This is a genomic window from Glycomyces sp. L485 (genome assembly GCF_022548875.1).
Taxonomy (GTDB): Bacteria; Actinomycetota; Actinomycetes; order Mycobacteriales; family Micromonosporaceae; genus Glycomyces.
In genome coordinates this window covers 36,018-36,425 of the sequence record NZ_JAKZEW010000021.1, presented here as the reverse complement: position 1 = coordinate 36,425, position 408 = coordinate 36,018, and the positions used below count along the sequence as shown (strand labels likewise).

General features: G+C 65.7%; 1 protein-coding gene. It reads left to right on the top strand.

From position 1 onward, the window contains the following. On the top strand, window positions 1–408 hold a 408-nt coding region (locus L0U85_RS12105), incomplete at both ends, for a hypothetical protein (protein ID WP_241378017.1).

The following is a 408-nucleotide window of genomic DNA, read 5'->3' as shown; positions in this document are numbered from 1 at the left end:
CAAGCCGCCGACTCCGAATTCGTGCTGCTCGACGTCGCCCCGCACGATGAAGCCTACCGGCGAATCGGCGTCATCAACTGGGGCGTGAATCAGACGTTCGCCAACTTCGAGGTCAGCTACCTCGACGAACTCGGGGCTGCCACTACGGACGGAATACCCGAACACCCCGCGCCACCCGCCGAGCCAGACCTTCCGCGCGTGCTCGACCCCTACAACGACACCCAGCTCACCGATCTCGGCATCCGGCCAGAACTATTGCCGGCCTTGCGGCCCTTGACTTCGGAGGACGAGGTCCTGGCGCTGGCCGAAGGGCTCGACGACCGCATCGCGCAGATCGTCGTCGATCTCGCTACCGGCGTCGACTACGACACGATCATGGACCAGATCACCCGCCCGGGCGCCTCTCGG